This is a genomic window from Mycobacterium sp. (assembly GCF_050701675.1).
In the GTDB taxonomy this organism is placed as follows: Bacteria; Actinomycetota; Actinomycetes; order Mycobacteriales; family Mycobacteriaceae; genus Mycobacterium.
Window position 1 is genome coordinate 1 of record NZ_JBOGDD010000141.1, and the last position, 5,550, is coordinate 5,550.

Annotated in this window: 3 protein-coding genes and 1 pseudogene; 3 read left to right on the forward strand and 1 reads right to left on the reverse strand. The window is 66.3% G+C overall.

Translation table 11 applies throughout. From position 1 onward, the window contains the following. The 3 genes and pseudogenes from ACRDUX_RS04140 to treZ all read left to right on the forward strand — a co-directional run. Positions 1-741: pseudogene (locus tag ACRDUX_RS04140) on the forward strand (glycogen debranching enzyme); the annotation flags it as partial. A gap of 4 nt (positions 742-745) precedes the next feature. Next, complete coding sequence (gene treY, locus ACRDUX_RS04145) at positions 746-3,019, forward strand: malto-oligosyltrehalose synthase (protein ID WP_526411299.1); 2,274 nt, start codon at positions 746-748, stop codon at positions 3,017-3,019. Beyond that, positions 3,012-4,754 carry a malto-oligosyltrehalose trehalohydrolase gene (gene treZ, locus ACRDUX_RS04150; RefSeq protein WP_526411301.1) on the forward strand — a complete coding sequence of 581 codons (1,743 nt, stop codon included), beginning with the start codon at positions 3,012-3,014 and terminating at the stop codon, positions 4,752-4,754. The genes treY and treZ overlap by 8 nt, the downstream gene beginning before the upstream one ends. Before the next feature lie 23 nt (positions 4,755-4,777). Here treZ and ACRDUX_RS04155 read toward each other — a convergent pair whose 3' ends face one another. Next, positions 4,778-5,410, reverse strand: coding sequence for an RNA-guided endonuclease TnpB family protein (locus tag ACRDUX_RS04155; protein WP_526411303.1), 633 nt, complete (start codon positions 5,408-5,410; stop codon positions 4,778-4,780). Positions 5,411-5,550 lie beyond the last annotated feature (140 nt).

The following is a 5,550-nucleotide window of genomic DNA, read 5'->3' on the forward strand; positions in this document are numbered from 1 at the left end:
CTGGTGTCCTACAACGAGAAGCACAACATGGCCAACGGTGAGGACAACCGCGACGGCGAGAGCCACAACCGATCGTGGAACTGTGGGGTCGAGGGCCCCACCGACGATCCGGAGATCCTCGAATTGCGCGCCAGGCAGATGCGCAACATCCTGGCGACCCTGATGGTCAGCCAAGGCACACCGATGATCAGCCACGGTGACGAGATCGGCCGCACCCAACACGGCAACAACAACGCGTACTGCCAGGACTCCGAGATCGCGTGGATGGACTGGACGCTGTGCGAGACGAACGCCGACCTGATGACCTTCGCGCGCAAGGTGACTGGACTGCGCCGGGATCACCCGGTGTTCCGCCGGCGACGATTCTTCGACGGCAAGCTGATCCGCAATGGCGACGAAGAGGTCCGTGACATCGCCTGGTTGACCAAGGCCGGGATACCGATGACACCCGACGACTGGAACTCGGGCTTCCAAAGCGTGGCCGTATTCCTCAACGGTGACGCCATACCCACTCCGAATGCCCGCGGCGAACGGGTCGTCGACGACACGTTCCTGCTGTGCTTCAACGCGCAATCCGATCCGGTCGAATTCGTGGCCGCCGCCGAAGGCGATTACGCCGAGGAATGGACGGGGGTGCTCGACTCGGCGGTGCCGACGGGCAGCACTGATCTGGTGGTCAAGTCGGGTGAGACGTTCACGCTTCAGGGACGCTCGGTCCTCATCCTGCGCAAGACGGCCTGACTCGATGCCGTCCCGGCGAAGCCTCACCTCGACCTACCGGTTGCAGATGCGCGGCCCCGAGAGCGGGCAGGCGTTCACCTTCGCGGACGCCGTGAATCAGCTCGACTACCTGAAGGATCTGGGTGTCTCGCATCTGTATCTCTCGCCGATCCTGACCGCGGGCAGGGGGTCGACCCACGGGTATGACGTCACCGATCCCACCACGGTTTCCCAGGAACTCGGCGGTCCCGACGAGTTGACGCGACTGGCAGAGGCGGCCCACGCCCGAGGGATGGGCCTCATCGTTGACATCGTCCCCAACCACGTCGGCGTGGAGGATCCGAGCCAGAACGTCTGGTGGTGGGACGTGCTCGAACACGGCCGCGAATCGGCGTACGCGTCGTTCTTCGACATCGACTGGAATCTCGACCCCGAGCACCGGATCGTGCTGCCCGTGCTCGGAGAAGACGGCGACGTCGATGGCCTGACGGTCGACGGGGACGTGCTGCGACTCGGCGACCGCACGTGGCCGATCGCGTCGGGCACCGGCACCGGAACGGGCGCGGAGGTCCACGACCGGCAGCACTACCGGCTGATCGGGTGGCGCCACAACGTGTGCGGCTACCGGCGCTTCTTCTCCATCACCTCACTGGCGGGGCTGCGGCAGGAGGACCGTGCCGTATTCGACGCCACCCACGTCGAGGTCAAGCGGTGGTTCTCGGAAGGTCTCGTCGACGGCCTTCGCATCGACCACCCGGACGGATTGTCCGATCCCGCTGGCTATCTCGAATGGCTCCGCGAGCTCACCGGCCCCGCTGCCTGGATCGTCATCGAGAAGATCCTCGCCCCCGACGAAGCCCTCGAACCGAGTCTGCCGGTGGCGGGAACCACCGGATACGACGCGCTGCGCGAGATCGGCGGTCTCCTCGTCGATCCGAGCGGAGCCCCCGACGAGCCGGATCATCTCTCGTTCGAGACCGGCAAGTTGAAGGTGGCCTCGGCCACCGGCACCCTGGCCAGTGAGCTGGCCCGCCTGCGCCGGTCCGTCGTGGCGTCCGTCGGCGCCGACCATCCACGACTGCCGGACGCCATCGCCGCACTCCTGTCACACATCGGGGTGTACCGCTCCGACTACCGCGGGCTGGCCGCGGTCATGCCCACCGCGATCGCCGAAACCGTCACCGCCACTGCGGACTTGGCCGATCCTCTGACGTTGGTGGCCGCGGCGTTGAACTACGTCGAACCCGCCACCCGGCTGCAACAGTTGTGCGGGGCCGTGACAGCCAAGTCGGTCGAGGACTGCCTGTTCTACCGCGACGCCCGGTTGGTGTCCCTCAACGAGGTCGGAGGCGAACCGGACCGGTTCGGCGTCAGCGCCGCCGAGTTCCATCACAGCGCGGCGGTGCGGGTCAGGTCGTGGCCGTCGGCGATGGTGACGCTGTCCACCCACGACACCAAGCGCAGCGAGGACGTCCGCGCCAGGATCGGTGTGTTGTCCCAGGTGTCCTCGCTGTGGTCGGAACTGGTCGCCAAATGGGTTCTCACCACCCCGCCACCGGACCCGGCCACTGGACTCTTCCTGTGGCAGAACGTCTTCGGAGTTTGGCCGGTCGACGGAACGGTGACGACGGAGCTGCGGTCCAGGCTGCACGCGTACGCGGAGAAGGCGATCAGAGAGGCAGCGCTGCACACCAGTTGGAACGATCCCGACGAGGAATTCGAGGGGGCGGTCCACCGCTGGCTCGACGATGTGGTCGACGGACCCGTCGGCGCGGAGATGACCAGCTTGGTCGCACGGCTGGACGTTCACGCCCAAAGCGACTCGCAGGTGCAGAAGCTGCTGTCACTCACCGTGCCAGGCATTCCCGACATCTACCAGGGCACCGAACTGTGGGACGACAGTCTGGTCGACCCCGACAACCGCCGACCCGTCGACTTCCCTTCGCGACGTGAGGCGTTGAACGCGTTGGCGGATGGCAAGCTCCGAATCGTCACGGGCGCACTCCATTCCAGAACTGAGCGGCCCGACACCTACCTGTCCGGCGGATATGCTCCCGTGCTCGCCGACGGCACGGCCGGCCGCCACCTCGTCTCGTTCCTCCGCGGGGACGACGTGCTGGTGGCCGTGCGCCGCTGGACGGTCGGTCTCGCCGAAAGCGGCTGGGGTGACACCTCGCTCCCCCTGCCCGACGGCGACTGGATGGACCGTCTGACCGGGCGCACGTTCAGCGGCAGGGTCGATGCGGAGTCGCTGTTCGCCGAATTGCCCGCCGTGCTGCTGGAGCGTTCTGGTGGCTGACCACGAATTCGCCGTCTGGGCGCCCGAACCCGACGTGGTGCGACTCGATGTCGACGGCGCGCTGCATCCGATGACGCGCGCCGAGGACGGCTGGTGGCGCGCAGCCGTCGAGGCGCACGCCGACAGCCGCTACGGCTTCGTCCTCGACGACGACGACACCGTGCTGCCCGACCCCCGCTCACCGCGCCAGCCCGACGGCGTGCACGACCGTTCCCAGCTATGGGACGCGTCGACGGTGGCGTGGACCGATGCCGACTGGGCCGGTCGTTCCATCGAGGGTGGCGTGATCTACGAGCTGCACGTCGGCACGTTCACCGACGTTGGCACCTTCGACTCGGCGACCGAGAGGCTGGACCACCTAGTCGACCTCGGCGTCGACTTCGTCGAGTTGATGCCGGTGAACTCCTTCAGCGGTACGCACGGCTGGGGTTACGACGGCGTCCTCTGGTACAGCGTGCAGGAGTCCTACGGCGGGCCAGACGGATTGGTTCGCCTCATCGATGCGTGCCACGCCCGCGGTCTCGGTGTCCTGATCGACGCGGTGTTCAACCACCTCGGCCCGTCCGGCAACTACCTGCCGAGATACGGTCCCTACCTGACCGAGGCGAACACGGGCTGGGGTCAGGGCATCAACGTCTCCGGGGCCGACGCCGACGAAGTCCGGCAGTACATCATCGACTGTGCGCTGCGCTGGATGAAGGACTTTCACGCCGACGGTCTGCGTCTTGATGCGGTGCATGCGCTGGCCGACCATACCGCCATCCACATCCTCGAGGAGCTGGCGAGCGAAACTGATTCCCTGGCCGAGCAATTGGGCCGACCGCTGTCACTGATCGCCGAGAGTGACCTCAACGACCCGCGGCTCATCACCCCCCGTGACCGAGGCGGGTACGGGATGACCGCTCAGTGGGACGACGACGTCCACCACGCCATCCACACGGCCGTCTCTGGCGAGCGGCAGGGCTACTACTCCGACTTCGGCTCGCTGGAAGCGCTCTCGAACACCTTGAAGCACGGTTACTTTCACGCGGGGACCTATTCGTCGTTCCGCCATCGCCGCCACGGCAGGCCGCTGGACACCGCGACGATCCCGGCCACCCGGCTGCTGGCATACACGTCGGACCACGACCAGGTGGGCAACCGTGCCGTCGGCGACCGGCCCTCGCAGAACCTGGACTTCGGTCAGCTCGCGGTGAAGGCCGCGCTGGTCCTGGCATCGCCCTACACGGCGATGCTCTTCATGGGTGAGGAGTGGGCCTCGTCGAGCCCATTCCAATTCTTCACCTCACATCCCGAGCCGGAGTTGGCCAGGGCCACCGCCGAGGGCCGCAAGGCGGAGTTCGCCGCGCACGGCTGGGATGCCGACGAGATCCCCGACCCTCAAGACCCGGCGACGTTCTCGCGGTCGAAGCTGAAGTGGGACGAGGTCGAGACCGGTGACCATGGCCGCCTGCTCGAGCTGTACCGGGCCCTGATCGCCTTGCGCCACGACGAGCCGGAGCTGGCCGACCCGTGGCTGGACCACATGTCGATCGAATTCGACGAGGATCAGCGCTGGATCGTGCTGCACCGCGGGGCGTTCGCCATCGCCTGCAACTTGAGCGAGGTGCCGGTGACCGTTCCCGTCTCGGGCGAGGTCGTCCTGGCCTCTTGCGAGCCGACCGTCGACGATTCGACCGTGCTGCAAGGTCATTCGTTCGTGATTCTCCGCTCTTTGACGTGCTGCCCGGACTGAAGTCCGAGGGTTCCCGGGGCGGCTTACGCCGCTGTCGGGGTGCTTCCTGTTTCAACACCCACTGCCGCAACGGGTTGCGGTCTTACACGGGCTCCACAGGCGTTTAGTCTCTCTGCCCGCCCGGCAGCGAGAATCACGTTGGCGGCATTGTGGTCGCGATCGTGGACCGCCTGGCATGACGGACACACCCACTGCCGGATCTGCAGAGGAAGTTCCTCGAGGAGATGTCCGCACGCCGAGCAGGTCTTGCTCGACGCCAGCCACCGCGACACCGTGTGCACGGTACGCCCATAGTGATCGGCCTTCTCGGCGATGATCTTCACGAACTGCCCCCACCCCGCGTCGCTGATGGCGCGTGCGAGCCTGCGGTTGCGCACCATTCCTGCGATGTTGAGGTCCTCGACGTGGATCACTTGGTTCTCGCGAACCAGCGCCAAAGCCTGCTTGTGGTGATAGTCCCGCCGCGCCCGCGCCACCTCATTGTGTGCGATCGCGACCTTGCGCCTGGTCTTGGCTCTGTTGGCTGATCCTTTCTGCCGGCGGGACTTCTGCCGCTCCGACCGCGCCAGTTTGCGCAGCTTGCGGCCCAGATGCTTCGGATTCACGACGTCGGCCCGTTGGCCATCGGTGGTGGCGATCGTGGCCAGTCGCGCGATGCCGACATCGACCCCGAGCCTGTCAAGATATTTGTGTAACTAGTTGTGCTCGTTGGGGTTAGAGGTGGGGGTTGATTCGGTCTGGGTAGGCCAGGGCGAGTTGTGCCAGGGCCTGTTTCCAGTTCGTGGTGATTTGTCCT

Excerpts from the sequence above, each read along its gene's own strand:
- treY (WP_526411299.1), top strand. The coding sequence starts at position 746 with ATGCCGTCCCGGCGAAGCCTCACCTCGACCTACCGGTTGCAGATGCGC.